Consider the following 26,426-nt stretch of genomic DNA (forward strand, 5'->3'; position numbering starts at 1 on the left):
GGTGGCCCTCAAAGGTCCACCCCGGCAGCGATTGCTTCGAGCTTGCGGATGCGTTCCTTCAGGTCGGCGATCTCGATGCGCGCGCTGGCGTTGGGCAGGGCAGGGGCGCGGTCGATATCGCCGGTCTGTGCCAGTTCCTGCTGCTTGAGCGCGAGCCAGCCGCGCCAGCCGGCAAGGGTGGCGAAAGTGACCATGCCAAGCCCCGCGAGCGCGGCAGTGGCAAGCGTGACGTAAAGCGTGGGATCGGTCATAGCGATCAACTCCGGTCGCGAAGCCGCTCGATCTCTCGGTCGAGGCGGGCAGTGTTGCTGTTGTCGTCGGTGGCAAGCCGTTCGAGGACGGCGATACGTTCTTTCAGCGTGCGGACTTCGTCGCGCAGGCGGGCGGCTTCGAGCGTTTCAGCCGGCTCCGCCCGGTCGGCGGTCTGGCGATGGCGATCGCGCAGCACTTTCCCGATGGTGACGATCAGCACGATCGCCACGACCATTTCTGCCCATTGCATGTACAGGCTCCTCGGTAGCGGGCGAACCCGCAGGGGTTCAGTTCAGCGGCTTGTCGCGCAGCCGCTCGATTTCCTCGGCGACGCCCATGCCGCGATCGGTGATGATTCGTTCGAGCACTGCAACGCGCTGTTCGAGGCGCTCATGGCGGGCCGAGTCGATCGCTGCCCGGCTGCGCAGCAGATCGGCTTCGACTTCCATCTTGCGTTCCTGGAAGCGGATCCAGGGGCGAACTACAACGCCGCCGAAGATCGCCAGGAGCCCGCAGGAAATGCCGAGGATCGGGATGAGGAGGGGACTGATGAACATCGAGGTTCCTTTTAGTTGGTCCGGCCACGGAGCGCTTCGATCTCACGATCGAGGGCATGGCTGCTGTCGGTGACGATGCGCTCGACATTGGCGAGCCGGTCCTTGATCGACCCGAGCTCGGCGCGCAGCTGGGCGTTTTCCTGGCTCAGCAGCTTGATCCGTTCGACCGATTCCTGATCGGTTTTGGGATAGAGCGCCTGGCCCCAGCTGCCATCGAGCGGATAGCCATTCTTGATCCGCAGCCAGGTCGTGACGACCCAGCCCAGCGTGCCGATCAGCGTCAGAGTCACGACCACTGGCGCAATCCGCATGAACATGTCTGCTGCTTCCATGGTCGTCCCTTTCAGCGCAGTGCGTCGATTTCGCGGGCAGTGCGCTCGGCAGGATCGGTGGCGATCCGTTCGAGGACGGCGATCCGTTCTTCAAGCCGACCGATCCGGCCGATCAGCGTTTCGTTCTCGCTGGTCAGCAATTCGATCTTGCGCACCGCATTGGGATAGTCATCGTCGAGGCCATCATAGCCCTTGACGACCGAACCGCCCCATTCGTTTTCCACCGGGTAGCCGTGCTTGGCGCGAACCCAGCTCGTAAACATCCAGCCGACCGTCGACATGGCGATGATCGCGAGGACGAAGAATTGTCCATTGCTCATGTTACCCTCCCTGTCGGCTGCGCCTTAGCGCAGCCGGTCGATTTCGTCGGCCAGGCGCTGGTTGCGGCTGGTGTACACCATCTCGATGTCGGCCAGCCGACGATCGATGTCGCGGAACTTCGAGCGCACTTCGGCGGTCGAGCGCTTGGGATTGCTGCGCACGCCCTGCCAGAATTTGGCGTCCGCGGCGTCCTCGTACAGGCCATAGGGCTTGTTGTTGGCGGCCCAGGCAATGACGAGGTAGACAAGCAAGGCCCATCCGGTCGCGAAGGTCAGGATGACGGTGCCGATACGGACCAGCAGCACATCGATGCCGGTGTAGTCGGCGATCCCGGCGCAGACGCCGAAGACCTTACCATTCTGCTTGTCGAGGTAGAATTTGGTGCGGCTGGCGCTCATGGCTCAGTTCCTCCGGGTGATGTCATAGGCCGGCGCATCAGCGAGCGGGACGCTCGGGCGCCAGTCGGGATGGTCGGCGGCAACGATCCGCTCGATCGTGCCCAGCCGGTCGTCGAGGCGACGGGCGAGCAGATAGAGTTCGTCGAGCAGCCTTTCGTCTTCGTCGGTGATCTTGGGCGCCTGCCGCCACTTGGTGACATAGTGCAGGACGATCCAGGGCAGCCCGATGAAGAGCATGCCGACGACGATGATCGGGACGAGGATCTCGTCGTGCATCTCAGCTATCCTTGCCGATGCGGGCCTTCAGCGCGGCGAGATCGGCATCGACCTTCTCGCTAGCCTTCAGCTCGGCGATTTCCTCTTCCAGCGTCTTCGGCATCGCGCCCAGACCCATTGCGTCGGCGCGACCTTCGGCGAGGTCGACCCGGCGCTCCATCACGTCGAAGCGCGAGAACGCTTCCTGCATCTTCGAGCCGGCATAGACTTCGCGCATCTTGACGCGGTTGTTGGCGGATTCGAGCCGGGTGAAGATCGAATTCTGACGGGTGCGGGCTTCGCGCAGCTTGGTCTGCAGCTTGCTGATGTCCTCTTCCGACGCGCGCAACGCATCGTCGAGCACCGCAATCTCGGCCTTCAGCTGGTCCGACATGTCAGCCGCCTTCTGGCGCTCGACAAGTGCTGCCTTGGCGAGGTCTTCGCGGTCCTTCGACAGCGCCAGCTCGGCCTTTTCGGTCCAGCTTTCCTGGAGCGAATCGAGCTTGGCGATATGGCGACGCATTTCTTTCTGGTCGGCGATCGTGCGCGCGGCGGAGGCGCGGACTTCGACGAGCGTTTCCTCCATTTCGAGGATGATCATGCGGATCATCTTCGCGGGGTCTTCGGCCTTGTCGAGCAGATCGGTAACATTGGCAGCGATGATATCGCGGGTTCGTGAGAAGATGCCCATCTCTGATACTCCTTGAAATGAAACTGGAACGGTGGCCGGGGCAGCGAGGGGCGCGCTGCCCCGGCGTTCTGCCGCCCGGGGGCTCAGGCGGCGGAAACGGTGGCGACGGTCTGGCCAGTGATCTGGGCGGTCTGGACATGCGCGGGGCTGAGAGCCCCGAACATCAGGACCGAGCCGGCGACGAAGGTGAGCGCAATGGCGGTCAGCGTGCTGGTCAGGCTGGTGTTGCGATAGTTGGTCATTGTTGGTCTCCCTGAAGGATGGTCGGTCTGCCATGTGGCAGTTGTCCCAAGCTCTGCAGCTATCGTGCCAGTTCAGAAAATGGCGGTTTTCCGGGGCACGGCGAGATTGTTGCGGCATTAATGCAGATAGCACTTGCCAACACTTGGCATTTTGCACCAATCCATCGGCATGCAACGCCAGAGCCAGGTCATCGGCCAGTCAAGTGTCTTCCTCGACGCGCTTGAACGCGCCAGTCGCGCCGCCGCGCTCGATCGGCCCGTGCTGGTGATCGGCGAGCGTGGCACCGGCAAGGAACTGGTCGCCGAACGCCTCCACCGCCTGTCGCCGCGCTGGGACCAGCCGCTGATCATCATGAACTGCGCCGCGCTCCCCGAAACGCTGATCGAAGCCGAGCTGTTCGGCCATGAAGCTGGCGCGTTCACCGGCGCGACCAAGGCGCGACCCGGGCGGTTCGAAGAAGCGCATGGCGGCACGCTGTTCCTCGACGAGCTTGGTACGCTGTCGATGGCCGCGCAGGAGCGGTTGCTGCGGGCGGTCGAATATGGCGAGGTGACGCGGATCGGCTCGTCGCGCCCGCTCCGGGTCGATGTGCGCATTGTCGCTGCGACCAACGAACATCTGCCCGAAAAGGTGGAGCGCAACGAATTCCGCGCCGACCTGCTCGACCGGCTGTCATTCGAAGTCGTCACGCTACCGCCGCTGCGCGCGCGCAAGAGCGACATCATGGTGCTTGCCGAGCATTTCGGGCGGCGGATGGCTTCCGAAATGGGTTGGGAGGACTGGCCGGGGTTTACGCCTGCGGCGGAAGACACGCTGCTCGATTATCCTTGGCCGGGCAATGTCCGCGAGCTGCGCAATGTCGTCGAGCGCGCCGTCTATCGCTGGGAACAGATAGGGCCGATCGACCAAATCCAGTTCGACCCGTTCGATTCGCCTTACCGCCCGCAAGCGTCGGGCGCGGCCGAGCCAGCGACTTCGGCCGCGCCGCCTGCGCCCTCCGCGAGCGATGGCGACCCATCAGGACCGGGCGACTTCAAGTCGCTGGTTGCAGGTTATGAGCGTCGGCTGCTGCAAAAAGCGCTGAGCCAGCAACGGTTCAACCAGCGCGCGACCGCCGAGGCGCTCGGGCTTTCCTATGACCAGCTGCGCCACGCGCTGCGCCGTCACGATCTGCTCCCCGGCGGCAGTTGACGGCTTGCGCAAGCGGGATGTCGGGACCAATTGAGGGGCGTCCTTCGTTCAGGCATTTCACTTCCGAATCCACAACAGGAGACTTCCGCATGGCTTTCGAACTGCCCCCGCTGCCCTATGCCAAGGACGCGCTCGCGCCGACGATGTCGGCGGAAACCTTCGATTTCCATCATGGCAAGCACCACAAGGCCTATGTCGACAAGACCAATGGCATGCTCGCGGCGCACGGGCTGGAAGGCGCCAAGCTGACCGACGTGATCCGCCACGCCAAGGACAAGGGCGAAAAGGGCCTGTTCAACAATTCGGCGCAGATCTGGAACCACACGTTTTTCTGGCACTCGCTGACGCCCAACTATGCTGCGCCGAGCGGCAAGCTCGCCGATATGATCGCCGAGGATTTCGGCTCGACCGAGGAGCTGGTGAAGGCACTGGTCGCCGAATCGACCAATCATTTTGCGAGCGGCTGGGGCTGGCTGGTGCTCGACGGCGGCAAGCTGAAGGTCACGTCGCTGCACGACGCCGACACGCCGGTCGCCTATGACGGGATGCAGCCGCTGCTGACGATCGACGTGTGGGAACACGCCTATTACATCGATTACCGCAACGCACGCCCGGGCTATCTGGAGGCCGTCACCGGCAAGATCCTGAACTGGGAATTCGCCGCGCAGAACCTTGACGGCGCCGGCATTTCGCGCGCCGATCAGGGTTGATCGGGGAAGGGGCCTCGCCAGCGCGGCGGGGCCCTTATCCTTCGGGTGGCAGCGGCGCGGGGTCGTCGCCGAGCCCGTGCTTCATCAGCATCGGCACATTGGCTGCCCCGAAGGCAAGCGTGGCGATCGTCACGCCCCATACTTTTGCTGTCAGCCACGCATCGAAACTGAGCGTCGCGCGCATCACTTCGTTGGCGACCGCCATCGCCGCGAACCAGAACGCCCAATTGCGCGACAGCAACATCCAGCCGCGATCGCTCAGCCCCTCATAGGCGGCTTCGAGCAGATATTTGAGCAGCGGCCGCCCCGTGAACACGCCGGCAAACAGCAGCGCCGACAGCAGACCGTAGATCACCGTCGGCTTGATCTGGATGAAGCGTTCATCGTGCAGATAGAGCGTCAGCGCGCCGAAACCGATCACGAGGATCGCCGACAGCCACAGCATCGGCGACACACGCCCGAGCCGCCATTTCGACACGATCACCGCGACCGCCACCGCTGCCATGAAAGCCAAGGTGCCGGCGAAAACATCGGAGAATTTATAGGCGATGAAAAAGACCAGCAGCGGCCCGTAATCGAGCGCCATTGCGAGGCCGGGCTGGGCAGGGCGTTTGGCTTCGGTCATCGGCCGGGCCTGTCGATGCCGGCGATGATCCGCGCGACTTCGCGAGCGTCGAAGGGACGCAGATCGCCCATGCCCTCGCCGATGCCGATGGCGTGGATCGGCAGGCCGAACTTCTCGGCCGCCGCGACCAGCACGCCGCCGCGCGCGGTGCCGTCGAGCTTGGTCATCACGAGCCCGGTCACGCCGGCGACCTCCTTGAAGATTTCGATCTGCGACAAGGCATTCTGCCCGGTCGTCGCGTCGAGCACGAGAATGACGTCATGCGGCGAGGCCGCGTCGATCTTGCCGAGCATGCGCTTGATCTTCGCCAGCTCATCCATCAGCTCGCGCTTGTTCTGGAGGCGACCGGCGGTGTCGACTATCAGCGCGTCAATGCCCTGCGCGGTCGCTTGCTTGACCGCGTCGAAGACAATGCCGGCCGCATCACCTCCTTCGGGGCCGCGCACGATCGGCACGCCGACGCGTTCGGCCCAAGTTGCGAGCTGCCCGATCGCGGCGGCGCGGAAAGTGTCGCCTGCCGCCAGCATCACGCCATAATCCTGCTCGGTGAACAGATGCGCGAGCTTGGCGATCGTCGTGGTCTTGCCCGATCCGTTGACGCCGATCACGAGGATGACGTGCGGGCGCGGGAAGGCGCTGATTTCGATCGGGCGCGCGACGGGTTCGAGGACTTTTTCGATCTCCTCGGCGACAATCAGGCGGATGCCGAGTTCCTCCAGATTGCGCTCGAAGCTGCCGGTCGCGAGCCGGTTGCGGATGCGCGCGGCAGTGCCCGGGCCCAGATCCGAGGCGATCAGCGCTTCCTCGATGTCGTCAAGCGTCGCGGCGTCGAGCGGGCCAATGCCAAGCCCCGTCAGGCTGCCGATCAGCCGGTCCGACGTGCGCTTGAACCCGCCGAGGAGCTTTTCATGCCAGCTGCTCATGCGGCGCGCTCCAGCGCTGGGGCGGCCAGAAGGCGGTCGCCCGAGATGCCCGTGATCAACACGTCCACAATTTTGCCAACCAAGTCCGTTTGCGCTGAGCTTGTCGAAGCGCCGTCCTGCCTTCGCCTGCCGCTGGAAAAGAAGAACGGTGGTTGGGCTATGCCCGCCTGCGGCCCGACAAGCTCAGCACGATCGGGTTGAGGGGGCAGGGTCACTTCGGCGAAGTTTGCGGCATGGCCACGCGTGCCGGGGCGTTCAACCAAGACTTGCTGCGATGAGCCTACGAGCGTCGCCAGCCAGGCCGTCCGCCGCCGCGCCGCCGCTTCGCGCAGCAACGCAGCTCGCGCCTTGCGAACCTCGACCGCTACCTGCGGCATCCTTGCGGCCGGCGTGCCGCCGCGCGGCGAATAAGGGAAGATGTGCGCATGGACGATGTCGCAATCATCGATCAGCGCCTGCGTATTCGCAAACATCGCCTCGGTCTCGGTCGGGAAGCCCGCGATCAGGTCGGCGCCGATCGCGATCTCCGGCCGCCGGGCCTTGAGCCGCTCGACGATCCTGACTGCATCGGCGCGGGCGTGGCGGCGCTTCATCCGCTTCAGGATCATGTCGTCGCCTGCCTGTAGCGAGAGGTGGAGATGCGGCATGATCCGTGCCTCGCCAGTGACGAGATCGAACAGCCTGTCGTCGATCTCGATCGAATCGAGCGACGACAACCGCAGCCGTTCGAGCCGCGGCACATGCCGCAGGATGCGCTCGATCAGCATCGCGAGCGTCGGCGCGCCGGGCAGGTCAGGGCCGTAGCTCGTCAGGTCGACTCCCGTGAGCACCACTTCGCGGTGCCCGGCATCGACCAGTGCGGCGATGCGATCGACGACCGCGCCCGCTGGCACCGAACGGCTGTTGCCGCGACCAAGGGGGATCGCGCAGAAAGTGCAGCGATGGTCGCAGCCGTTCTGCACCTCGACAAAGGCGCGGACATGATCGGCAAAGCTCGCTGCGAGATGCGGCGCGGTTGCGCGCACGGCCATGATGTCTTGCACCTGCACCCGCGCAGCGGACGCCCAGGCCGACGGCAGCAGCTTTTCGGCATTGCCGATGACCCGGTCGACTTCGGGCATGGCCGCGAAGCTCTGCGGGTCGATCTGCGCGGCGCAACCGGTGACGGCGATCTCGGCGGTCGGGTTCGCGCGCCGGGCCTTGCGGATCGCCGCCCGCGTCTCGGCAACCGCAGTGTTGGTGACGGCGCAACTGTTGATCACGACAACCGGCCGACCTGCATTGATCGCGCGGATCGTCTCGCTTTCGGCGAGGTTGAGCCGACAGCCGAGGCTGATGACGGTCGGTTGGAAATCGCGAGGTTCGGGGGACATTGGCGACGATCTAGGCGCGGGTGCCGCCCAAGTCCACCTCAGGCCGATCGACGCGCCTCGGCATCGGACAGTGACGTCATGCTTTGCGCTGCCGGACGCAGCATGCGGCGCTCGGCGAGCAACGATCGGGCCCTCGCCGCTGTCATTGGTCGACCATAAAGGTGACCTTGGCCGCGCGCGCAGCCAAGGGCGCGGACGCGCGCTTCGGTCGCGGCATCCTCGATCCCTTCGGCGGTGATCGCTAGATTCATGCTGTCGCCCAGCCGGGTGATTGCCGTCACGATCGCGTCGCTTTCGGCATTGTCGTTGATCGAGCCGATAAAGCTGCGATCGATCTTGAGCTGATCGAACGGCAGCGCGCGCAGATGCGCAAGCGATGAATAGCCCGTGCCGAAATCGTCGAGCGCGACGCGGATCCCCTGATTTTTCAGGCTGGCGACGATCGACTGGGCCAGCTTCATGTCGTCGAACAGCGCGGCTTCGGTAATTTCGATCTCGAGGCGTGCCGCCGGAAAGCCGGTTTCGGCAAGCAGCTTGATCAGCTTCTGCGCCAGCCAGGCGTCGTTGAGCTGGGCCGGGGCCAGATTGACCGCAAGCGACAGCGACGGATCCCAGTCGAGCGCCTGGGCGAGAGCCTGACGCATGACCGAAAAGGTCAGGTCGTTCACCAAGCCCGCTTCGGTCGCGATCGGCAGGAAAGCGCTGGGGGATAACAGGCCACGCGTCGGGTGCTCCCAGCGGGCGAGCACTTCGAAACCGACCAGCCGACCCGTCGCCAGCTCAACCTGCTGGTCGAAATAGGGCACGATCTGGTGCTGCGGGATAGCGGTGCGCAGCGCGACTTCGACCTGATTGCGTTCCTTGAGCACGCGCTCCATCGATGCGTCGAACCACAGATACTGCCGTCGTCCGCCCTGCTTGGCGGCATGCAGGGCAATGTCGGCGCTGCGCATCAGCGCATCGATGCTCGGGCTGTCGATGTCGGTGCGGGCAATGCCGATCGACGCCGAGACATGCAGGTCGAGCCCGTCGACGACGAACGGCCGCGCCATCCGCGACATCAACTGCTCGGCAACGCGGTCGACGGTCTGGGGTACAGCGGGATCGAACAGGAACGCACAGCCGAATTCGTCCCCGGCAAGACGCGCCGTCAGCGCAACCGACGGCATGGCCGCGGCAATCTCGGCCGCGATCAACTGAAGCAGGCCATCGCCGGTGCCATGACCGTACATGTCGTTGACGCGCTTGAAATGATCGATGTCGACCATCAGCAGCGCGACGACCTTGTGCCGCCGATTGGCCTGCGCGATCATCGCGCCGCCCTGTTCGATCAGCGCGCGGCGGTTCAGGAAACCCGTCAGCGGATCGGTGGCGGCGAGATGGGCGGCGCGCATTTCGGCACTCGCCTGGTTGAGCGCCGTCTCGCGCAGTTTGGCATGGCGGCGCCAGCCGAACAGGATCAGCGCGACGTTGAGCAGCAGGGCGATCAGCAGCACGCGGTCGATCGGTGAGCCGCCGCCGCTCAGGTGGCCGAGGCTGGTCGACAGCACGGCGCTGCCGGTTGCAATGAACACGACAATCGCTGCCACGGTGATCGCGACGCCCAGCCGATCCCCGCCGATAACGCTCTTCAAATCTGCCTGCTGCGTGGGCTCAGCCATGTCGTGTCCGCATCCTCCGGGGTACAGCTCCATTCATGGCCCAACACCTCTCAAGGCGATGTTAATCCGCATGGTTGCGAAAGGATGGCGATTGCGTTAGAGGCGCCGCAGATCGTTCCCTGCCGGAACGCAAACGCGCATGCCCAAGGGCAAAGCTGGCCGACGAGGTTTCGTCCGCCGGCTTCTTTTGCGTTTAGGACGGCAGTGCCCGATCGACGAGGAGTTTTTGATGTTCGACAGTCTCAGCGAGCGCCTTGGCGGCGTGTTCGATCGGCTTCGGGGGCGCGGTGCGCTGACCGAGGCCGACGTGCGCGCGGCGATGCGGGAAGTGCGGATCGCGCTGCTCGAGGCCGATGTTGCGCTGCCGGTCGCGCGCGATTTCGTCGACAAGGTAACCGAGCAGGCAGTCGGGCAGAGCGTGTTGCGTTCGGTCACGCCGGGGCAGCAGGTCGTCAAGATCGTCAACGACGCGCTGACCGACATGCTCGGCGGCGGCGAGGCGACGCTCGAGCTGGGCGTGACGCCGCCGGCGGTCATCATGATGGTCGGCCTGCAAGGCTCGGGCAAGACGACGACCACTGCCAAGCTCGCCAAGCGGCTCGCCAAGCGCGAGGGCAAGAAAGTGCTGATGGCGTCGCTCGACGTCAATCGTCCCGCCGCGCAGGAGCAGTTGGCGACGCTCGGCAAGCAGGTCGAGGTCGCGACCTTGCCGATCGTCGCGGGCCAGCGCCCAGTCGAGATCGCCCAGCGCGCGATGCAGGCGGCCAAGCTCCAGGGCTATGACGTGCTGATGCTCGACACCGCCGGGCGGCTCCACGTCGACCAGGCGCTGATGGACGAGATGCAGGCGATTGCAGGCATTTCCAAGCCCCACGAAATCCTGCTGGTGGTCGACTCGCTGACCGGCCAGGACGCTGTCAACGTCGCGCAGAACTTCAGCGAGCAGGTGCCGCTCACCGGCGTCGTGCTGACGCGGATGGACGGTGATGCGCGCGGCGGTGCGGCGCTGTCGATGCGCGCCGTCACCGGCAAGCCGATCAAGTTCGCGGGCACCGGCGAAAAGATGGACGCGATCGAGGCGTTCCATCCCGGCCGCGTCGCCGGCCGGATCCTCGGCATGGGCGACGTCGTCAGTCTCGTTGAGAAAGCCGCCGAGGCGATTCAGGTCGAAGACGCCGAGCGGATGGCGAAGCGGCTCGAAAAGGGCCAATTCGACATGAACGACCTGCGCAGCCAGCTCGCGCAGATGCAGCGGATGGGCGGGCTCGGGGCGCTGGCGGGCATGATGCCGGGCATGAAGAAGGCGCAGGCGGCGATGGCCGGCGGCGGGCACGACAAGACGCTCGTTCACATGGACGCGATGATTGGGTCGATGACTCCCAAGGAGCGTGCCAGGCCCGAACTGCTCAACGCCAAGCGCAAGATCCGCGTTGCCAAGGGCAGCGGCACGACCGTGCAGGACGTAAACCGGCTGCTCAAGATGCATCAGGAAATGGCGACCGCGATGAAGCGGCTGAAGAAGATGGGCGGCATCAAGGGCATGATGGCCATGCTGGGGAAAGGTGGCGGCATGGGCGGCATCGGCAATGCCCTGGGCGGGCCCGATCTCGGCGAGATGATGGGCAAGGGCGGCGGCGGTCTGCCGGGTCTAGGTGGCCCCAAAATGCCGCCTGGTTTTGAGAATTTCATCAAGAAGAAATAACGGCTTCGGCCACCAACTACGGATCAGAAAGAAGGAAGATTAATGGCACTTAGCATTCGTTTGTCGCGCGGCGGCTCCAAGAAGCGCCCCTATTACCGCGTTGTCGTCGCCGACGCGCGCAGCCCGCGTGACGGCCGCTTCATCGAGAAGATCGGTACCTATAATCCCCTGCTCGCCAAGGATTCGCCCGAGCGCGTAAAGCTCGACGCGGAACGCGCTTCGCACTGGCTGAAGATGGGCGCGCAGCCGACCGATCGCGTTGCGCGCTTCCTGGATGCGCTCGGCGTGAAGGAGCGGGCGCCGCGCAACAACCCGAACAAGGGCAAGCCCGGTGAAAAGGCGACCGAGCGCGCCGAGGAACGCGCCGAAAAGCTGAAGGCGGCCGAGGAAGCAGCAGCAGCTGCTGCCGCTGCGCCGGCAGAGGAAGCGGCCGAGCCCGCCGCCGAAGAGGCATCTGCGGCCGACGCATAAATGCGCGCCGAGACACCCGTCACGCTGGCCGTCGTCATTGGCGCGCATGGCGTGGCGGGCGAGGTGCGTCTGAAAGTGTTCGCTGACGATCTGAAGCGTTACAAGCGCTTCAACGGCGGCGCCCTGACGCTCAAGTCGCTGCGCAACGGCAACAACGGCGCGATCGCGCGCTTTGCCGAAATCATTGACCGCAACGCCGCCGAGGCGATGCGCGGCACGGAGATCACCGTGCCGCGCGCCGAACTGCCGCCGCTGGATGCGGGCGAATATTATCATGTCGATTTGTTGGGGTTGCCGGTCGTGTCGACCGAGGGCGCCCTGATCGGCCACGTGGTCACGATCGAAAATTTCGGCGCAGGCGATGTAATCGAAATCGAGCGCCCCAGCGGTGCGCGCTTCATGGTACCGATGCGCGCCGAGGCCGTGCCCGAGTGGAATGATCGGCAGTTGATCATCACCGCCGCCTTCGCCGAAGGCTGAAGCGAACGCTTGCATTTTATCTCCTAGTATAATACTAGGAGTTTAGATGAGCCGCGACTCTGCTTCGCCCTCGACCCCTAACCACCCGGTGTGGCAGCGGCTTTCCTGTTACCAAATCGGTCCCGACGATGCAGCGCTAGGTTTCGCAGCACGGCTCGCGCGCGAGAATGGCTGGAGCGCCGGTCACGCCGCCCGGGTGATCGACGAATATCGCAAGTTCGTGTTTCTGGCCGTCACCGGCGAGCGCGACGTCACGCCGTCGGATGCGGTTGACCAGGTTTGGCACCTGCACCTGACGTACACCCGCGATTATTGGGAGCATTTCTGCCCCGAGGTGCTGGGCAAGCAGTTGCATCACGGCCCGACCGCGGGCGGCGACACCGAGCGCGGCCGCTTCTTCCGGCAATATGCCGACACGCTCAAACGCTATGAAGCCGTATTCGGCCCTGCGCCCGCCGATATCTGGCCGAGCGCGCACCAGCGTCTGATCGAGGATCCGCGCGCGCGCCGGGTGCATCCGCGCGACACAATCATGATTTCCAGGAAGGCCGTGCGGCGGGCGATGGTCGCCTTGTTGGTGGTTGCCGCGATTGCCCTCCTGCTGTGGTGGAGGATGTGATGGGACTGGGCGTTTTCGACCTGACTGGTGGCCCGTTTCTGGCACTCTACGGCGTGCTGCTGATGGCCACGATCATCGCGGGCTTCGTGATCCCGCGCTGGCTGCGACCCGACGGGAACAGCGCGCGGACGAGCGATCCCGACGAGATTGCCTTTCTCGCGGGAGGCCCGCTGCGCTACGTCGATGCCGTGGTCGCGCGGATGCTCGCGGCGGGCAAGATCGCGGTCGAGGGCCGGAATGCCGCGCGGATCGTCGCGCCGCCGGTGCTGAACCCTGGCCCCGAACGATCGGTGCTGGCGCTGCCAACGCCGTCACCCTGGGATCGCGTGATGAAAGCCGTGACACCGCATGCGCGCGCGGTCGAGGACAGGCTGGTGCGCAAAGGGCTGCTGATCGATCGCGATGTCGTGCTGCAGCTGCGCCTTTGGCAAACCTCGCCCTATCTACTGCTGATCCTGTTCGGCGCGATCAAATGGGATGTCGGTGTCGGACGCGGGCGGCCGGTCGGGTTTCTGACCGCGATGTTGGTGGTGACGGCCGTGCTCGCTTTGATCCGCTTTGCCGCCGTCGACCGACGCACGCGCGGAGGCACCGAGGCACTGGCAAGCGCACGCAGCAACGGCGATCGCCTGCGCCGCGCGCCCACCGACGACGAAGTGCCGCTAGCCGTCGCGCTGTTCGGCACGACGGTGCTCGCGGGGTCCGAATGGAATGCCTATCACGCGATGCGCGCCGCATCCGGCTCGGGCGATAGCGGATCGAGCGGCAGCGACAGCGGCGGGGGTGGCTGCGGCGGGGGCGGCTGTGGTGGCTGCGGCGGTTGATCCTTGCCTTCGTCACCTTGTAGCGCAACTAACGAGCATGTTCTTTGCGGCAACCATACTCACCCTATACCCCGACATGTTCCCAGGCCCGCTCGGAATGTCGCTGGCGGGACGGGCGTTGGCGGACAGGCTGTGGACCTGCGAACCCGTCAACATCCGCGACTTCGCGACCGACAGGCACCGCACCGTCGACGACACTCCGGCAGGGGGCGGGGCAGGGATGGTGCTGCGCGCGGACGTTGTCGCCGCCGCGCTCGACAGTGTCGCCGATGATCGCCCGATCCTTGCCATGACGCCGCGCGGCACACCGCTCACGCAAGCCCGCGTGCGCACGCTTGCCGCAGGCCCCGGCGCCATCATCCTCTGCGGCCGGTTCGAGGGTTTCGACGAGCGGCTGTTCGAGGCGCGCGCGATCGAGCAGGTCTCGATCGGCGACTATGTTCTCTCCGGTGGGGAAATGGGCGCGTTGGTGCTGCTCGACGCTTGCATTCGCTTGCTTCCCGGCGTAATGGGCGCGCCTTCCAGCGGGGACGAGGAAAGCTTCGAAAGCGGCCTCCTCGAATATCCGCATTATACCCGACCTTATGAATGGGAAGGGCGCACGATCCCCGAAGTGCTGCGATCGGGGGATCATGCGAGGATCGCGGCGTGGCGCAAGTCACAGTCCGAGACTGATACACGGTTAAGGAGGCCCGACCTTTGGGAGCGTCATGAGGGCGCTCGGGTCAGTTCTCCCTCTGGCGCGCAGCGACAGACGAAGGAAGACTGAGATGAACATCATCCAGCAGATCGAAGCCGAGAATATCGCCAAGTTCCTCGAGGCGAAGAAAATCCCCGAATTCCGCCCCGGCGACACGCTGAAGGTCGGCGTGAAGGTCGTCGAAGGCGAGCGCACCCGCGTCCAGAATTACGAAGGCGTGTGCATCGCGCGCTCGAACAAGGGCATGGGCAGCAACTTCACAGTGCGCAAGATCAGCTTCGGCGAAGGCGTCGAGCGCGTGTTTCCGCTCTATTCGCCGAACATCGACTCGATCGAAGTCGTGCGCAAGGGCGTCGTGCGGCGCGCCAAGCTCTATTATCTGCGCGGTCGTCGCGGCAAGTCGGCGCGCATTGCCGAACGCCGCGACACCAAGGGCGAGTGAGCTCCTCGCAGCAGCAGACTTTCGAACGGCCGTCCCGCACATCGGGGCGGCCGTTTTGCTTTCGATATGACAGTGGCCTGCCAAATTAGTCACGCTCCTGCTTCGAAGTGCTGCACCGGCCTCTGCAAGATCAGCAGCCCCCCTCTTTACGACGGTGCTTCCCGCCGCAATAACGCCGCAGCGCAGCCGCTCGAGCGAGCGCGATAAATCGGGACTGGAGATGGTGTGTGATCAAGGTTTTGGGCGTCGCGGCTCTGGCAGCAATCATGCTGGTGGCTTCAGGAGCGCCGGCCGTGGCCGCTGACACCCCGCAGAAACTGACGCTCGAACGCCTGTTCGCCAGCCCCGACCTGTCGGGTTCGCAGCCGCGCGGGTTGAAGCTGTCGCCCGACGGCAAGCTGCTCACCTCGCTGCGTCCGCGCGCCGATGAGAAGGAGCGCTTTGACCTGTGGGCGCTCGACACCAACACCGGCCGCGAATGGATGCTGGTTGATTCCAAGGCCATCGGCTCCGGCGCCGAACTGTCCGAAGCCGAAAAGATGCAGCGGGAACGCGCGCGGATCGGCGGATCAAAGGGGATCGTGACCTATGACTGGACACCCGACGGCAAAGCGATCCTCGTGCCGCTCGACGGCGACCTGTTTCTCGCCCGCCTCGACGGCAAGGTCGACCGGCTGACGAACAGCTCCGAAGGCGAGCTTAACCCGGTCGTCAGCCCCAAAGGCAGCTATGTCAGCTTCGTGCGCGACCAGAATCTGTTCGTGCAGCCGATCGGCGGCGCGGCACCCTGGATGGCCACGCAGAGCGGCAAGGGCACAGTGCATTGGGGCGAGGCGGAGTTTGTCGCGCAGGAAGAAATGGACCGCCGCACCGGCTATTGGTGGTCGCCCGACGAGAAGCTGATCGCGGTCGAGAAGTTCGACGAAGCCCCCGTCGGCATCGTCACGCGCGCGGCAATCGGCGCCGATGGCACGAAGGTGGTCGACCAGCGCTATCCCGCCGCCGGCACGCCCAACGCGCTGGTCGAGCTTTATGTGATGAAGCCCGATGGCAGCGCGTCGGTGAAGGTCGATCTCGGCAGCAATCCGGACATCTATCTCGCCCGCGTCGACTGGACGCCCGACGGCAAGACCCTGCTCGTCCAGCGCCAGAGCCGCGACCAGAAGACGCTCGACATGCTCAAGGTCGACCCCGCGACCGGCAAGGCGAGCGTGCTGTTCACCGAGAAATCGGGCGCACGCAGCTGGATCAATCTGACCGACGCCTATCAGCCGCTGAAGGATGGCTCGCTGATCTGGCGATCCGAGCGGACCGGTTTCGGGCATCTCTACCGCTTAAAGGACGGGCAATGGACCGCGCTGACGAGCGGCGACTGGGTCGTCCAGAACATCGCCGGGATTGATGAAGCGAAGGGCCGCATCTTCTTTACCGGCAACAAGGACGGTTTCCTCGAACAGCATCTCTATGCGGTCGATATCGCCAAGCCCGGCGTGATCACCCGGCTGACCGAAGCCGGCTGGTGGAACGGCGCGAGCATGGACGGCGCCGCCAGCCGCATCATCGTTGCGCGGTCGAACCCTAACCAGCCGTCACAACTCTATCTTGCCGATGCGACCGGCAAGCGGCTGCGCTGGATCAACGAAAATGCGCTAAAGGAAGGGCACCCCTATTTCCCCTTCGTCGGCCAGCATCAGGAGCGTAAGTTCGGAACGATCAAGGCTGCTGACGGCACGGAGCTTTACTGGGAAATGATCACGCCGAAGTTGGAGCCGGGCAAAACCTATCCCGTCTTCTTCCAGCACTATGGCGGCCCCGGCACAGGTCAGCAGGTGACACGGGCATGGAACGGCGCGCTGCCGCAATATCTGGTCAGCCGCGGCTATATCTATTTCCAGATCGACAACCGCGGCTCGTTCAATCGCGGCAAGGCGTTCGAGGACCGTATCTACCACGCGATGGGCAGCGTCGAAGTCGCCGATCAGCTTGCGGGTGCGGCCTATCTGAAGACGCTGCCGTTCGTCGACGCCAAGCGGATCGCGATCAACGGCTGGTCCTATGGCGGCTATATGACGCTCAAGATGCTGGAGTCCGCCCCGGGCGTGTTCGCGGCCGGCATTTCGGGCGCCCCGGTGACCAAGTGGGAGCTGTACGACACCCATTACACCGAGCGCTATCTCGGCGATCCGCGCACCGATCCGGCCAGCTACGCATCATCGGCTGCACTCGCCGATAGCGCCAAGATTACCGATCCGCTGCTGCTGATTCACGGCATGTCTGACGACAATGTCGTCTTCACCAACTCGACGGCCTTTGCCGCCAAGATGCAGCGTGAAGGACGCCCGTTCGAAATGATGTTCTACCCCGGCCAGACGCACCGCGTCGGCGGCCCCGGCGTCAGCCAGCATTTGTGGACAACGATCCTCGATTTCCTCGATCGCCGCATGCCGCCTGGGAAATGAGCGCCAATACTGGACAAAGCGGGCGGGGCGCGTAAGTCAGCCCCAATTCAGTCGTTGTAAGGGTTGTAAAATGAACGGTTATCGGGTCGTCGTCGCAGGCGCGACGGGCAATGTCGGGCGCGAGATGCTCAACATCCTCGCCGAGCGCGAGTTTCCGATTGCCGAGTTGGCGGTGCTCGCCTCGTCGCGCAGCCAGGGCGACGAGATCGAGTTCGGCGACACCGGCAAGATGCTCAAGGTCCAGAATATCGAGCATTTCGATCCCGCGGGCTGGGACATGGCGCTGTTCGCGATCGGCTCCGAAGGCTCGAAGCTGCATGCCCCGCGCTTCGCCGCCGCCGGGTGCACGGTGATCGACAATGCCTCGCTCTATCGGATGGACCCCGATGTCCCGCTGATCGTGCCCGAGGTCAATCCGCAGGCGATCGACGGCTATCAGCGCCGCAACATCATCGCCAACCCCAATTGCTCGACCGCGCAGATGGTTGTCGCGCTCAAGCCGCTGCATGATTTTGCGACGATCAAGCGCGTCGTCGTCTCGACCTATCAATCGGTGTCGGGCGCGGGCAAGGCGGGGATGGACGAGCTGTTCGAGCAGAGCCGCAACATCTTTGTCGGCGACCCGACCGAAGCGCACAAGTTCACCAAGCAGATCGCGTTCAACGTGATCCCGCACATCGACAGCTTCCTCGACGACGGCTTCACCAAGGAAGAGTGGAAGATGGTGGTCGAGACCAAGAAGATCCTCGATCCGAAGATCAAGGTCGTCGCGACGTGCGTGCGCGTGCCGGTGTTCGTTGGCCATTCGGAGGCGATCACGATCGAATTCGAGAACGAGATTTCGGCGAAGAAGGCGCAGAGCATCCTGCGCGAGGCTCCCGGCGTGATGCTGGTCGATAAGCGCGAGGACGGCGGCTACGTCACCCCGGTCGAGTGCGTCGGCGACTATGCGACCTTCATCAGCCGCGTGCGCGAAGACCCGACCGTCGACAATGGGCTGGTGCTGTGGTGCGTGAGCGACAATTTGCGCAAAGGTGCCGCGCTCAACGCGGTGCAGATCGCGGAACTGCTCGGGCGGCGACACCTGAAGAAGGCGGCTTGAGGTGATCACCGGCGGCTGTCGCTGCGGCGCGGTGCGCTACGCGCTCGCGCTTGATGCGTTGCCGCCGGTCTATGCCTGCCATTGCCACATCTGCCAGCGCTGGAGCGGCAGCGCCTTCAGCCTTCAGGCGCTCGTTGCTGAAACTGCCCTGACAGTAACCGGCCCGGTGGTGGTCTATGAGCGCACCACCGAAGATCGAACCTCGATCCAGCGCGTCTGCGGCGAATGCCATTCGCGCATTTACAACACCAATACCCGCCGTCCGGGGATCGCCGTGGTGCGCGCAGGGACGCTCGACCGCTCCGAGGAGCTTGAGTGTCGCGCGCATATTTACACCGCGACCAAGCAGGCGTGGTTTGCGATTCCCGATGGCGTGCCGAGCTGGCCCGACGCGCCCGATGCGATGTTCGCCGCGCTGATGATGAGACCCCAAGCATGACCGACCTGCCGCTGCACCGCTTCACGGCCTCCGACGGCGCCGAGATCGTCTGGCGCGAAATGGGCGAGGGGCGCCCGGTGGTAATGATCCACGGCTTTTTTTCCGATGCCGAGACCAACTGGATCAAATACGGCCATGCCGCCGCGGTTGCTGCGCGCGGGTTTCGCGTAATCATGCCCGATCTGCGTGCGCACGGCGACAGTGCCAAGCCGCATGATGCCGCTGCCTATCCGCCCGACGTGCTGGCGACCGACAATCTCGCGCTGATCGCGCATCTCGGCCTGACCGACTATGATCTGGTCGGCTATTCGCTCGGCGCGCGGACGAGCCTGCGCATGATGATCATGGGTGCGACACCTCGGCGCGCGGTCATCTCGGGCATGGGTTATCAGGGGGTGATTGATGCGACGCGGCGCGGCGACTTCTTCCGCCGGGTGCTGACCCAGCTCGGCAGCTTCGAACGCGGCACGCCCGAATGGTTCGCCGAGGCATTTCTGAAGACCAGCGGCGGCGATGAGAAGGCGTTGGTCCATATCCTAGATACCTTCGTGTCGAGCACTGACGCCGAGCTGGCCGCGCTCGACCGACCGATCCTCATTCTCTGCGGCGAGGACGATCAGGATAATGGCTCGGCACAGCAGCTGGCTGCGGCGCTACCCCACGCGCGCTACCAGGCCGTTCCCGGCAATCACATGAGTGCGGTCGCCAAGCCCGATCTGGGCGCGGCAATTGCGGACTATCTCGCGGCTTGACCCTGGCGGCGCAGGCGGCGCAGTGTCGCGCCATCATAAAATCTTGAGGATAGCCATGATCCGCTGCTCCATTTCCGTCGCCGCGCTCGCGGTGGCACTTGCCGCTGCTCCGGCTTTTGCCGCCCCGGCACCGACGCTTGCCGATGTCGACGCCTTTCTGAAAACCGCCGAAGCCAAGCTCGACGCAATGTCGCTCGAAGCCAATCGGATCCAGTGGGTGAACGCCACCTACATCAACGACGATACCGATGCGCTCGCAGCGAAGAACGCCGCACAACTCACCGAATATCAGGTCCAGCTCGCGCTTGATGCAGCCAAGCTCCAGAAGGTCACGGGATTGTCGGCTGACCAGAAGCGCAAGCTCGATCTGCTGCGCGGCGGCATCACGCTTCCCGCACCGACCACGCCGGGCGCGGCGGATACGCTCGCCACGCTGTCGACACGGATGGCGTCGGCCTATGGCAAGGGGATGGGAACGCTCGACGGCAAGCCGATCAACGGCAGCGACATCGAAGCTGCGATGGGCACCGAGCGCGACCCCGCCAAGCTTAAGGAGATGTGGGCGAGCTGGCACGACAATGTCGGGGCCCCTTTGCGCGACGATTATACGCGCGCTGCCGGCATCGCCATTCAGGGCGCGCGCGAGCTGGGCTATAAGGACGTCGGCGCGATGTGGCGCTCGGGCTATGACTTGAGCCCGGACGCGTTCGGTGCGCTCACCGACAAATTGTGGCGCGATGTCGAGCCGCTCTACAAGGCGCTACACAGCTACACCCGCTGGAAACTCAACGAGAAGTACGGCGACGCGGTCCAGCCCAAGACTGGCCCGATCCGTGCCGATCTGCTCGGCAATATGTGGGCGCAGGAGTGGGGCAATATCTATGACCTCGTCGCGCCGAAGGGGGCGGGCGATCTCGGATTCGACATCGGCGAACTGCTTGCCGCGCGTGGCGACGATCCGGTCAAGATGGTGCGGATCGGCGAGGGCTTCTATTCGTCGCTCGGCTTTGCGCCGCTGCCCGAAACTTTCTGGACACGCTCGCAGATCGTCAAGCCGGCCGACCGCGAAGTGATCTGCCACGCCTCGGCGTGGGACATCGATTCGCGCGACGACATTCGCATCAAGATGTGCACCAAGGTCAACAGCGACGACTTCGTCACTATCCACCACGAACTTGGCCATAACTACTACCAGCGCGCATACAAGGCGCAGCCGTTCCTCTACAAGAACGGCGCCAACGACGGCTTCCACGAAGCGATCGGCGATTTCGTTGCGCTGTCGATCACGCCGCAATATCTGGTCGACATCAAGCTGCTCGATCCCGCGAAGGTGCCGAGCGAGGACAAGGACATCGGCCTGTTGCTGCGCCAGGCGATGGACAAGGTCGCTTTCCTGCCGTTCGGACTGCTGGTCGACAAATGGCGCTGGGGCGTGTTTTCGGGCGCGATCAAGACCAGCGACTATCAGGCGGCATGGGATGCGCTCCGGCTGCAATATCAGGGGATCAAGCCGCCGGTCGAGCGCGACGAGACGAAGTTCGATCCCGGCGCGAAGTACCACATCCCGGCGCAGGTGCCCTACACACGCTATTTCCTCGCGCGGCTGCTGCAATTCCAGTTTTACAAGGCGGCCTGCGATCAGTCGGGGTGGAAGGGGCCGCTCCACCGCTGTTCCTTCTTCGGCAACAAGGAGGTCGGCGCGAAGCTGAACGCGATGCTCGAGCTCGGCCAGTCGAAGCCGTGGCCCGAAGCGCTCGAGGCCTTCACCGGCAGCCGCGAGATTTCGGGCGCGGCGATGGCGGAATATTTCGCGCCGCTGAAGGCGTGGCTCGACGAGCAGAACAAGGGGAAACCGAGCGGCTGGTAAGTGCAGGCGTTGCATCCGCCCCGCGCCCGTGCTAGCGGCGCGCGCTTCCACAGGCTGGTCGGAACCAGCCACTCATGGAGCTTATGATGGCCAAGAAGAACATCCACCCCGATTATCACTTCATTACCGTCCAGATGACCGACGGCACGTCGTACAAGACGCGCACGACCTGGGGTAAGGAAGGCGATCTGATGACGCTCGAAATCGATCCCAAGTCGCATCCGGCATGGACCGGCGGTCGCGGCCAGATGCTCGATGCCGGTGGCCAGGTCGCGCGCTTCAACAAGCGTTTCGGCGGTCTCTCGCTCAAGACCAAGTAATCGCGGCGATCACGCGACGCTGAGGCGCCGGTCTTAACGGCGCCTTAGGGATGCACGGCTACGCTTTGGTCATGAACGACAAAAGCGTGATGTTTGCCGCCGAATTTGAACCGGCCATGGTTGGTGGTCGGCGCCGCAGCCCGCGCGCGCCGGTCTCGTTCGACGCGCGCCTTGGCCGCGGCGGGCTCGACCGCACGCTGTGCCGCGTGGTCGATCTGTCGATCCATGGCGCGCGCCTGCAAACCTATTCGACGATGAAGCCGGGATCGATGATCTGGCTCACCTTGCCTCTGGTCGGACCGGTCGCGGCAAAAATCGTCTGGAGCGACGATTTCGTTGCAGGCTGTGAATTCCAGACCCCGCTCGATCGAGCGAGCTACGATGCACTGCTCGAACTCGACCAAAGCCCGCGCTCGATGAGCTGAACGGTCACCGGTGCAATTGGCGGACAGGGTGGGATTCGAACCCACGGTGAGCTTGCACCCACGGCGGTTTTCAAGACCGCTGCCTTAAACCACTCGGCCACCTGTCCGCACGCTCCGCGCTTACGGCGCATCCGATCTTTTGCGCAAGAGGCGCGCGACAGCGCTAAGTTTAGACGAGGCGAAGTTGGGGGTTCAGCCGCGCGCCGCATTGTGGCAAGGCTTGGCACATGGCGGCGATGTTTCGGTTTGGTTGGCGTGGGTTTTGGGGCGCCATGATCTTGTCGGCCGCGCTCGGCGGGTCGAGCGTCGTTGCCGCGCAGAACACGCCTTATGACGAGGTCGGTTTCCAGAACTATCTGAGCGACTTGCGCCGTCAGGCCGAAGCGCAGGGCCGCAGCCCGGCCGCGATCGAGGCCGTGTTCAGCGGCTTGACGCTCAATACCCGCGTTATCGAGCTCGACCGCGCGCAGCCGGGTGCCGATCCCAACGCGCCGATCCCGATGTTCGAGCCCTATCGTCGCAGCCATGTCGATACGCCGCGGATCACGCGTGGGCGCGAGGTGTATCTGGCGCAGCGCAGCCGCCTTGCGCGGATCGAGCGCGAGACGGGCGTACCCGAATCGATCATGGTGGCGATCTGGGGCCATGAGACCAACTACGGCCGCATCACCGGCAGCTTCGACCTCCCGCGCGCGCTGGCGAGCCTTGCCTATGAAGGGCGCCGTCGCGCGCTGTTCAGTGCCGAATTTCTGGCGACGGTCGAGATGGTCGAACGCGGCGTGCCGCGTGAGCGGCTGAAGGGGAGCTGGGCCGGCGCAACGGGCAATCCGCAGTTCCTGCCGTCGGTCTATCTGCGGCTGGCGCGTGACGGTGACGGTGACGGGCGCGCCGACATCTGGTCGAGTGACGCCGACACGCTTGCCTCGATCGGAAATTATTTTGCGAATGCCGGGTGGCGACCGGGGCAGCCCTGGGGGCTGGCGGTGACCGTGCCCGCGAGTTTCGACCGCAGCGATCTGACGAGCCGGTCGATTTCACCGCGCTGCGCCCGCGTGTTCGAACGGCACAGCCGCTGGCGCACGATCGCCGAATGGCGCGCGCTGGGGCTGGTGCCGCAGGGCAAGGCCTGGCCCGATGACCGTGTGCTGGCGACGCTGCTCGAGCCCGATGGCCCGGGCAAGACCGGCTATCTGCTGACCGGCAATTACCGCGTGATCCTCGATTACAATTGCTCAAATTTCTATGCCTTGTCGGTCGGGCTGCTGGCCGATGCGGTGGCGTCATGATCGTTGCGATGCTGGCCGTGATGGCGATGGCACAGACCGCGCCCGCCGATGCGCCGCCGGCAGGCGCGGGGCCGCGCGGCACCAGCCAGGCGTTCGGTGCGGCCCGCTATGACGCGGTTGGCTATGCCAGCTGGTATGGCGAGGAAGTGCGCGGCACCACCGCGTCGGGGCAGCGTTTCGATCCCGCGGCGATCACCGCCGCGCATCCCAGCCTGCCGCTCGGCAGCTTTGTGGAAGTCACCTCGCTCGACACCGGTCGCACGATCCTCGTCCTGATCACCGATCGGGGACCGCGCGTGGCGGGACGCATCATCGACCTGTCGCGCGGTGCCGCGCAATTGCTCGGCATCGATGCACGTCCGGTCAGCCCGGTGCGCGTGCGGCTTGCGGAACCACCGGCGGCCGATCAGGTTGCGCTACGTAGTGGTCGCTCGGCATCGCCGCGGCTCGATGCGACGCCGCAGTTGATCGCCGCGCTGCGCAAGCAGCTTCCAGCCACCGCCCGTCCCGCCGCGGTGGTGCCGCCGCCGAGACCGGCGCCAAGGATCGTCGAGCCGGGACGCCCACCGATGCCAGCGGCGGGCGCGGGCAAGCTTTATGTCCAGGTCGCTGCCTTTTCGAGCGGGCAGCGCGCGCGGGCGCTTGCCAATACACTTGGCGGTTCGGTCCAGAATGCCGGCACGATTTATCGCGTGCGGCTGGGGCCGTTCGCTGACCGTGCCGCTGCCGCCGCCGCCCGCGACGATGTCGCCCGGCGCGGCTATGGCGATGCGCGGATCGTCGACAATTAACGCCCGTCTGTCTGGAATTTGTGCCCGATGAAAAAGTCCGTTTTTGCTCTCGCTCTTGCCACCACGCTCGCCATCGCCGCGATGCCGACACAGGCAGCTGCGCCGCCCTTCGATACGCCTGCGCCGATTGCCTATATGGAGGATCTGTCGACCGGCGCGGTGCTGTTCGCGCGCGATGCCGACCGGCGCATGCCGCCCGCGTCGATGGCCAAGATCATGACGGTCTATGTCGCGTTCGAAATGATCAAGAGCGGCGAGCTGAAGCTCGACCAGAAGATCACCGTCCGGCCCGAGACGTGGAAGAAGTGGAATAATCAGGGGTCGACGATGTTCCTGTCGCCGAACGAGCAGGTCAGCGTCGCCGATCTACTATACGGCATCATCACGCTGTCTGGGAATGACGCCTGCGTCGTGCTCGCCGAGGGCGCATCGGGGACCGAGGAAGCCTATGTCGCGCAGATGAACGCAACCGCCAAGCGGCTCGGGCTGAAAAACAGCCATTTCGGCACGACCAATGGCTGGCCCGACGGCGGCGTGACCTATGTCACCGCGCGCGATCTTGCCCATCTCGCATCGGCGACGATCCGCGACTACCCCGCTTTCTACAAGCGCTTCTATTCGCGCCCCGATTTCACCTGGGGCAAGCAACTGGGCAGCGGCGGGGCGATCACTCAGGCCAATCGCGATCCGCTGCTGGGCCGCGTCGCGGGCGCTGACGGCCTCAAGACCGGCCATACCGAAGAAGCAGGCTATGGCTTCACCGGGTCAGCCGAGCAGGGCGGGCGGCGGCTGGTGATGGTGCTCGCCGGCCTGACCGGTTTCAATCAGCGCGCCGATGAGTCCGTGCGCTTCATGGAATGGGGCTTTCGCGCGTGGAAGTCGAAGAAGCTCGCCGCCAAGGGGCGCAAGATCGAAACGGCCGAAGTCCAGCTCGGCGCCAGCAGCAAAGTCGGGCTGGTCGCCCCGAGCGACCTTGCCGTGACTTTGCCCGGCGGCCCGACGCCGCCGCTCGATCTGAAGGTCGTCTATAACGGGCCGATCAAGGCGCCGATCAAGGCGGGGCAGCACATCGCCGACCTGGTCGTCACGTCGCCCGGCCTGCCGGTCCAGACGCTGCCGCTGGTCGCCGAAACCGACGTCGCCGAAGCGGGGTTCTTCGGCCGCGCCTGGGCGGGTTTCTGGTCGCTGTTCGGGATGTGAGCGCGCGGCCGGACGCGCTGCCATTTGGGCATGACGCAGCCATCAACGCGTTTCGGGCCGCGATAGACAGCGGCGCGCTCCACCACGCGTGGCTGTTCACCGGGCCGCAGGGGGTTGGGAAGCGGCAGTTTGCGACAATCGCGGCCCGGCGGCTGCTGGCTGAGACCGCGCAACCCGGCAAGCTGTTGTCGGGCTTCGATGTGGCAGCCGACGATCCCGTCGGACGATTGTTCGACGCCGGATCGCACCCCGATTACCGCGCGCTGGAGCGGTTGCCCAAGGACCCCGACAAGCCGGAAGGCGATTATGCGCGCAGCATCACCATCGCCCAGGTCCGCGCGCTCCAGCCGATGTTTGCAACCAAGCCAAGCCTCTCGCCCGCGCGTGTCGTCGTCATCGATGCGATCGACGATCTCGAACGACCGGCGTCGAACGCGCTGCTCAAGAATCTCGAAGAGCCGCCGGCAGGGACGATCTTCATTCTCGTCAGCCATGCACCGGGGCGGCTATTGCCGACGATCCGCTCGCGGTGCCGCCAACTGCGGTTCGATCCGCTCGATGACGGCACGATGCGCCGGGTGCTCGCAGAGGCGTTGCCCGAGGCAAGCGAGGCCGAACTCGCTGCGTTGATCGCGGCAGGGCAGGGTTCGCCCGGGCGCGCGCTTGGCTATGCCGGGCTAGACATGGCCGCGCTTGATGCAGCGATGGCGGCCATCGCCCGGGATGGCGACCCCGGCAACGGCGCGCGTGGCAAGCTCGCCAAAGCGCTGGGGCTTAAGGCGGCGCAGCCGCGCTATGAGGCGTTTCTGGACCGCGTACCAAGTTTCATCGCTGGCCAAGCCGCCGCGCGGACCGGCGAGCGGCTGCGGATCGCGCTCGACGCCTATGAAGCCGCCCGATCGCTGTCGATCAGCGCCCGTGCGCATTCGCTCGATGCTCAGGCGACCGTGTTCGAAATGGCCGGGTTGGTCGCGCGGCTGGCACCGCCAAGGCTTCAATAAGCTGCGGCATTGGA

33 protein-coding genes and 1 tRNA gene are annotated in these 26,426 nt (G+C 64.9%); 20 read left to right on the forward strand and 14 right to left on the reverse strand.

The features are described from left to right. Positions 1-8: 8 nt before the first annotated feature. The 9 genes from AX672_RS14585 to AX672_RS18695 form a co-directional block, all read right to left on the reverse strand. Positions 9-251 carry a hypothetical protein gene (locus AX672_RS14585; RefSeq protein ID WP_066652381.1) on the reverse strand — a complete coding sequence of 81 codons (243 nt, stop codon included), beginning with the start codon at positions 249-251 and terminating at the stop codon, positions 9-11. Positions 252-256: 5 nt separating this feature from the next. Beyond that, entirely contained in the window at positions 257-502 is a 246-nt protein-coding gene (locus tag AX672_RS14590; protein ID WP_066652383.1) for a hypothetical protein, read from the reverse strand. A gap of 37 nt (positions 503-539) precedes the next feature. After that, positions 540-809, reverse strand: a complete 270-nt coding sequence (locus AX672_RS14595; RefSeq protein ID WP_202189346.1) for a hypothetical protein — start codon at positions 807-809, stop codon at positions 540-542. An 11-nt stretch (positions 810-820) separates the two neighbouring features. Continuing rightward, complete coding sequence (locus tag AX672_RS14600; RefSeq protein ID WP_372587576.1) at positions 821-1,141, reverse strand: hypothetical protein; 321 nt, start codon at positions 1,139-1,141, stop codon at positions 821-823. Positions 1,142-1,152: 11 nt separating this feature from the next. Beyond that, complete coding sequence (locus tag AX672_RS14605) at positions 1,153-1,461, reverse strand: hypothetical protein (protein ID WP_066652385.1); 309 nt, start codon at positions 1,459-1,461, stop codon at positions 1,153-1,155. 24 nt (positions 1,462-1,485) lie between these two features. Beyond that, entirely contained in the window at positions 1,486-1,860 is a 375-nt protein-coding gene (gene pspC, locus AX672_RS14610; protein WP_066652387.1) for an envelope stress response membrane protein PspC, read from the reverse strand. A gap of 3 nt (positions 1,861-1,863) precedes the next feature. Next, positions 1,864-2,136: an envelope stress response membrane protein PspB gene (pspB, locus tag AX672_RS14615; protein ID WP_066652391.1), complete on the reverse strand. Its 273-nt coding sequence runs from the start codon at positions 2,134-2,136 to the stop codon at positions 1,864-1,866. Position 2,137: 1 nt separating this feature from the next. Beyond that, entirely contained in the window at positions 2,138-2,806 is a 669-nt protein-coding gene (pspA, locus tag AX672_RS14620) for a phage shock protein PspA (RefSeq protein ID WP_066652395.1), read from the reverse strand. An 83-nt stretch (positions 2,807-2,889) separates the two neighbouring features. After that, positions 2,890-3,048 (reverse strand): hypothetical protein, encoded by a 159-nt coding sequence (locus AX672_RS18695; protein ID WP_168727498.1) that lies wholly within the window; start codon positions 3,046-3,048, stop codon positions 2,890-2,892. A gap of 169 nt (positions 3,049-3,217) precedes the next feature. On the opposite strand from AX672_RS18695, the gene pspF reads away from it, so the two are divergent. After that, positions 3,218-4,240 carry a phage shock protein operon transcriptional activator gene (gene pspF, locus AX672_RS14625; protein WP_066652398.1) on the forward strand — a complete coding sequence of 341 codons (1,023 nt, stop codon included), beginning with the start codon at positions 3,218-3,220 and terminating at the stop codon, positions 4,238-4,240. Between the two features lie 89 nt (positions 4,241-4,329). Then, complete coding sequence (locus tag AX672_RS14630; protein WP_066652400.1) at positions 4,330-4,950, forward strand: superoxide dismutase; 621 nt, start codon at positions 4,330-4,332, stop codon at positions 4,948-4,950. A 34-nt stretch (positions 4,951-4,984) separates the two neighbouring features. On the opposite strand, the gene ispZ is transcribed toward AX672_RS14630, so the two are convergent. Genes ispZ through AX672_RS14650 form a run of 4 tightly spaced genes read right to left on the reverse strand, consistent with a single transcriptional unit; the run spans position 4,985 to position 9,532 of the window. Next, positions 4,985-5,575 carry a septation protein IspZ gene (gene ispZ / locus AX672_RS14635; protein WP_066652401.1) on the reverse strand — a complete coding sequence of 197 codons (591 nt, stop codon included), beginning with the start codon at positions 5,573-5,575 and terminating at the stop codon, positions 4,985-4,987. Beyond that, on the reverse strand, positions 5,572-6,498 hold the full coding sequence (gene ftsY / locus AX672_RS14640) for a signal recognition particle-docking protein FtsY (protein ID WP_066652404.1): 927 nt from the start codon (positions 6,496-6,498) through the stop codon (positions 5,572-5,574). Before ftsY ends, ispZ begins: the two co-directional genes overlap by 4 nt. Beyond that, complete coding sequence (gene mtaB, locus AX672_RS14645; protein ID WP_066652407.1) at positions 6,495-7,871, reverse strand: tRNA (N(6)-L-threonylcarbamoyladenosine(37)-C(2))-methylthiotransferase MtaB; 1,377 nt, start codon at positions 7,869-7,871, stop codon at positions 6,495-6,497. Before mtaB ends, ftsY begins: the two co-directional genes overlap by 4 nt. A gap of 38 nt (positions 7,872-7,909) precedes the next feature. Continuing rightward, complete coding sequence (locus AX672_RS14650; RefSeq protein ID WP_066652410.1) at positions 7,910-9,532, reverse strand: putative bifunctional diguanylate cyclase/phosphodiesterase; 1,623 nt, start codon at positions 9,530-9,532, stop codon at positions 7,910-7,912. Positions 9,533-9,761: 229 nt separating this feature from the next. On the opposite strand from AX672_RS14650, the gene ffh reads away from it, so the two are divergent. The 14 genes from ffh to AX672_RS14720 all read left to right on the forward strand — a co-directional run bounded on the left by ffh (position 9,762) and on the right by AX672_RS14720 (position 22,134). After that, a complete protein-coding gene (gene ffh, locus AX672_RS14655; RefSeq protein ID WP_066652412.1) occupies positions 9,762-11,234 on the forward strand; it encodes a signal recognition particle protein in 1,473 nt (490 codons plus the stop codon). A 42-nt stretch (positions 11,235-11,276) separates the two neighbouring features. Further along, a complete protein-coding gene (gene rpsP, locus AX672_RS14660) occupies positions 11,277-11,705 on the forward strand; it encodes a 30S ribosomal protein S16 (protein WP_168727499.1) in 429 nt (142 codons plus the stop codon). Next, complete coding sequence (gene rimM, locus AX672_RS14665; RefSeq protein ID WP_066652413.1) at positions 11,706-12,185, forward strand: ribosome maturation factor RimM; 480 nt, start codon at positions 11,706-11,708, stop codon at positions 12,183-12,185. A gap of 46 nt (positions 12,186-12,231) precedes the next feature. After that, entirely contained in the window at positions 12,232-12,804 is a 573-nt protein-coding gene (locus AX672_RS14670; protein WP_066652415.1) for a glycine-rich domain-containing protein, read from the forward strand. Then, positions 12,804-13,628 carry a TIGR04222 domain-containing membrane protein gene (locus AX672_RS14675; protein ID WP_066652418.1) on the forward strand — a complete coding sequence of 275 codons (825 nt, stop codon included), beginning with the start codon at positions 12,804-12,806 and terminating at the stop codon, positions 13,626-13,628. Before AX672_RS14670 ends, AX672_RS14675 begins: the two co-directional genes overlap by 1 nt. Positions 13,629-13,665: 37 nt before the next feature. Beyond that, a complete protein-coding gene (trmD, locus tag AX672_RS14680; RefSeq protein ID WP_066652421.1) occupies positions 13,666-14,397 on the forward strand; it encodes a tRNA (guanosine(37)-N1)-methyltransferase TrmD in 732 nt (243 codons plus the stop codon). 1 nt (position 14,398) lies between these two features. Continuing rightward, positions 14,399-14,770 carry a 50S ribosomal protein L19 gene (gene rplS / locus AX672_RS14685; RefSeq protein WP_066652423.1) on the forward strand — a complete coding sequence of 124 codons (372 nt, stop codon included), beginning with the start codon at positions 14,399-14,401 and terminating at the stop codon, positions 14,768-14,770. 266 nt (positions 14,771-15,036) lie between these two features. Continuing rightward, a complete protein-coding gene (locus AX672_RS14690) occupies positions 15,037-17,229 on the forward strand; it encodes a S9 family peptidase (RefSeq protein WP_066652592.1) in 2,193 nt (730 codons plus the stop codon). A gap of 70 nt (positions 17,230-17,299) precedes the next feature. Then, complete coding sequence (locus AX672_RS14695) at positions 17,300-18,331, forward strand: aspartate-semialdehyde dehydrogenase (protein WP_066652425.1); 1,032 nt, start codon at positions 17,300-17,302, stop codon at positions 18,329-18,331. A gap of 1 nt (position 18,332) precedes the next feature. Next, complete coding sequence (locus AX672_RS14700) at positions 18,333-18,770, forward strand: GFA family protein (RefSeq protein ID WP_066652427.1); 438 nt, start codon at positions 18,333-18,335, stop codon at positions 18,768-18,770. Then, positions 18,767-19,522, forward strand: a complete 756-nt coding sequence (locus AX672_RS14705; RefSeq protein WP_066652429.1) for an alpha/beta fold hydrolase — start codon at positions 18,767-18,769, stop codon at positions 19,520-19,522. Before AX672_RS14700 ends, AX672_RS14705 begins: the two co-directional genes overlap by 4 nt. Positions 19,523-19,577: 55 nt before the next feature. After that, positions 19,578-21,389, forward strand: coding sequence for a M2 family metallopeptidase (locus AX672_RS14710; RefSeq protein WP_066652432.1), 1,812 nt, complete (start codon positions 19,578-19,580; stop codon positions 21,387-21,389). 86 nt (positions 21,390-21,475) lie between these two features. Continuing rightward, positions 21,476-21,709: a 50S ribosomal protein L31 gene (rpmE, locus tag AX672_RS14715; RefSeq protein WP_066652597.1), complete on the forward strand. Its 234-nt coding sequence runs from the start codon at positions 21,476-21,478 to the stop codon at positions 21,707-21,709. A gap of 71 nt (positions 21,710-21,780) precedes the next feature. Beyond that, positions 21,781-22,134: a PilZ domain-containing protein gene (locus AX672_RS14720; protein ID WP_231731378.1), complete on the forward strand. Its 354-nt coding sequence runs from the start codon at positions 21,781-21,783 to the stop codon at positions 22,132-22,134. Between the two features lie 17 nt (positions 22,135-22,151). Here the strand turns inward: AX672_RS14720 and AX672_RS14725 are convergent. Then, a tRNA-Ser gene (locus AX672_RS14725) sits at positions 22,152-22,241 on the reverse strand. A gap of 165 nt (positions 22,242-22,406) precedes the next feature. Between AX672_RS14725 and AX672_RS14730 the strand changes: the two genes are divergently transcribed. Genes AX672_RS14730 through AX672_RS14745 form a run of 4 tightly spaced genes read left to right on the forward strand, consistent with a single transcriptional unit; the run spans position 22,407 to position 26,412 of the window. Continuing rightward, positions 22,407-23,420, forward strand: a complete 1,014-nt coding sequence (locus AX672_RS14730; protein WP_082730573.1) for a lytic murein transglycosylase — start codon at positions 22,407-22,409, stop codon at positions 23,418-23,420. Further along, on the forward strand, positions 23,417-24,211 hold the full coding sequence (locus AX672_RS14735) for a septal ring lytic transglycosylase RlpA family protein (RefSeq protein WP_066652433.1): 795 nt from the start codon (positions 23,417-23,419) through the stop codon (positions 24,209-24,211). The genes AX672_RS14730 and AX672_RS14735 overlap by 4 nt, the downstream gene beginning before the upstream one ends. A gap of 27 nt (positions 24,212-24,238) precedes the next feature. After that, positions 24,239-25,411, forward strand: a complete 1,173-nt coding sequence (locus AX672_RS14740) for a D-alanyl-D-alanine carboxypeptidase family protein (RefSeq protein WP_066652438.1) — start codon at positions 24,239-24,241, stop codon at positions 25,409-25,411. After that, the gene (locus AX672_RS14745) at positions 25,408-26,412 is read left to right on the forward strand and encodes an AAA family ATPase (RefSeq protein WP_066652447.1); all 1,005 of its coding nucleotides are present in this window, start codon (positions 25,408-25,410) and stop codon (positions 26,410-26,412) included. Before AX672_RS14740 ends, AX672_RS14745 begins: the two co-directional genes overlap by 4 nt. The last annotated feature ends 14 nt before the right edge of the window (positions 26,413-26,426 follow it).

The sequence above is a fragment of the Sphingomonas sp. CCH10-B3 genome (genome assembly GCF_001556185.1).
Taxonomy (GTDB): Bacteria; Pseudomonadota; Alphaproteobacteria; order Sphingomonadales; family Sphingomonadaceae; genus Sphingomonas; species Sphingomonas aquatica.

Coding starts and splice junctions, on each gene's coding strand:
- AX672_RS14585 (WP_066652381.1), bottom strand. CDS start 251: ATGACCGATCCCACGCTTTACGTCACGCTTGCCACTGCCGCGCTCGCG.
- AX672_RS14590 (WP_066652383.1), bottom strand. CDS start 502: ATGCAATGGGCAGAAATGGTCGTGGCGATCGTGCTGATCGTCACCATC.
- AX672_RS14595 (WP_202189346.1), bottom strand. CDS start 809: ATGTTCATCAGTCCCCTCCTCATCCCGATCCTCGGCATTTCCTGCGGG.
- AX672_RS14600 (WP_372587576.1), bottom strand. CDS start 1,141: ATGGAAGCAGCAGACATGTTCATGCGGATTGCGCCAGTGGTCGTGACT.
- AX672_RS14605 (WP_066652385.1), bottom strand. CDS start 1,461: ATGAGCAATGGACAATTCTTCGTCCTCGCGATCATCGCCATGTCGACG.
- pspC (WP_066652387.1), bottom strand. CDS start 1,860: ATGAGCGCCAGCCGCACCAAATTCTACCTCGACAAGCAGAATGGTAAG.
- pspB (WP_066652391.1), bottom strand. CDS start 2,136: ATGCACGACGAGATCCTCGTCCCGATCATCGTCGTCGGCATGCTCTTC.
- pspA (WP_066652395.1), bottom strand. CDS start 2,806: ATGGGCATCTTCTCACGAACCCGCGATATCATCGCTGCCAATGTTACC.
- AX672_RS18695 (WP_168727498.1), bottom strand. CDS start 3,048: ATGACCAACTATCGCAACACCAGCCTGACCAGCACGCTGACCGCCATT.
- pspF (WP_066652398.1), top strand. CDS start 3,218: ATGCAACGCCAGAGCCAGGTCATCGGCCAGTCAAGTGTCTTCCTCGAC.
- AX672_RS14630 (WP_066652400.1), top strand. CDS start 4,330: ATGGCTTTCGAACTGCCCCCGCTGCCCTATGCCAAGGACGCGCTCGCG.
- ispZ (WP_066652401.1), bottom strand. CDS start 5,575: ATGACCGAAGCCAAACGCCCTGCCCAGCCCGGCCTCGCAATGGCGCTC.
- ftsY (WP_066652404.1), bottom strand. CDS start 6,498: ATGAGCAGCTGGCATGAAAAGCTCCTCGGCGGGTTCAAGCGCACGTCG.
- mtaB (WP_066652407.1), bottom strand. CDS start 7,871: ATGTCCCCCGAACCTCGCGATTTCCAACCGACCGTCATCAGCCTCGGC.
- AX672_RS14650 (WP_066652410.1), bottom strand. CDS start 9,532: ATGGCTGAGCCCACGCAGCAGGCAGATTTGAAGAGCGTTATCGGCGGG.
- ffh (WP_066652412.1), top strand. CDS start 9,762: ATGTTCGACAGTCTCAGCGAGCGCCTTGGCGGCGTGTTCGATCGGCTT.
- rpsP (WP_168727499.1), top strand. CDS start 11,277: ATGGCACTTAGCATTCGTTTGTCGCGCGGCGGCTCCAAGAAGCGCCCC.
- rimM (WP_066652413.1), top strand. CDS start 11,706: ATGCGCGCCGAGACACCCGTCACGCTGGCCGTCGTCATTGGCGCGCAT.
- AX672_RS14670 (WP_066652415.1), top strand. CDS start 12,232: ATGAGCCGCGACTCTGCTTCGCCCTCGACCCCTAACCACCCGGTGTGG.
- AX672_RS14675 (WP_066652418.1), top strand. CDS start 12,804: ATGGGACTGGGCGTTTTCGACCTGACTGGTGGCCCGTTTCTGGCACTC.
- trmD (WP_066652421.1), top strand. CDS start 13,666: ATGTTCTTTGCGGCAACCATACTCACCCTATACCCCGACATGTTCCCA.
- rplS (WP_066652423.1), top strand. CDS start 14,399: ATGAACATCATCCAGCAGATCGAAGCCGAGAATATCGCCAAGTTCCTC.
- AX672_RS14690 (WP_066652592.1), top strand. CDS start 15,037: ATGCTGGTGGCTTCAGGAGCGCCGGCCGTGGCCGCTGACACCCCGCAG.
- AX672_RS14695 (WP_066652425.1), top strand. CDS start 17,300: ATGAACGGTTATCGGGTCGTCGTCGCAGGCGCGACGGGCAATGTCGGG.
- AX672_RS14705 (WP_066652429.1), top strand. CDS start 18,767: ATGACCGACCTGCCGCTGCACCGCTTCACGGCCTCCGACGGCGCCGAG.
- AX672_RS14710 (WP_066652432.1), top strand. CDS start 19,578: ATGATCCGCTGCTCCATTTCCGTCGCCGCGCTCGCGGTGGCACTTGCC.
- rpmE (WP_066652597.1), top strand. CDS start 21,476: ATGGCCAAGAAGAACATCCACCCCGATTATCACTTCATTACCGTCCAG.
- AX672_RS14720 (WP_231731378.1), top strand. CDS start 21,781: ATGAACGACAAAAGCGTGATGTTTGCCGCCGAATTTGAACCGGCCATG.
- AX672_RS14730 (WP_082730573.1), top strand. CDS start 22,407: ATGATCTTGTCGGCCGCGCTCGGCGGGTCGAGCGTCGTTGCCGCGCAG.
- AX672_RS14735 (WP_066652433.1), top strand. CDS start 23,417: ATGATCGTTGCGATGCTGGCCGTGATGGCGATGGCACAGACCGCGCCC.
- AX672_RS14740 (WP_066652438.1), top strand. CDS start 24,239: ATGAAAAAGTCCGTTTTTGCTCTCGCTCTTGCCACCACGCTCGCCATC.